Raw genomic sequence first — 530 nt, 5'->3', positions numbered from 1 at the left:
CCTTAATACTTTATAGCCGATAATATAGGAGCTAACTATGTCTAATTGGGTTGATGCAACAGTAAAAAAAATTACTTGGTGGACAGACTCGTTATTTAGCATAACGGTAAATGCCGACGTTGAGCCATTTAAAGCGGGGCAGTTTACTAAGCTATCTATAATGGATGGCGATAAACGTATTGCACGGGCTTACTCCTATGTTAATGCCTCCGATGACCCCAATTTAGAGTTTTACCTAATAAACGTAGTTGACGGTTTACTCTCATCGCATTTAGCCAAGCTACAACCAGGTGATAATGTACTAATAGAGCGCTGCGCTACAGGCTTTTTTACCCTTGACGAAATACCCGCCAGCGAGCAGTTATGGATGCTAAGCACAGGTACCGCTTTAGGGCCGTTTTTATCCATGCTGCAACAGAGCGAAGTATGGCAAAAGTATCAGCATATAAACCTAGTACATGGTGTACGTTTAAATGACGATTTAAGCTATCAGGAGCTTATAAACACACTACTTGAAGCTCATCCTAAGC

1 protein-coding gene is annotated in these 530 nt (G+C 41.3%); it reads left to right on the top strand.

Annotated elements, in window-relative coordinates; translation table 11 throughout:
* Positions 1-37: 37 nt before the first annotated feature.
* The coding region (locus AAEY62_RS20170) for a ferredoxin--NADP reductase (protein ID WP_350635945.1) at positions 38-530 on the top strand (493 nt) is incomplete at its 3' end.

Origin of the sequence: Pseudoalteromonas sp. GW168-MNA-CIBAN-0100 (assembly GCF_040309225.1) — a bacterium.
Lineage (GTDB): Bacteria > Pseudomonadota > Gammaproteobacteria > Enterobacterales > Alteromonadaceae > Pseudoalteromonas > Pseudoalteromonas arctica.
This window is presented reverse-complemented; position numbering and strand designations above follow the sequence as displayed.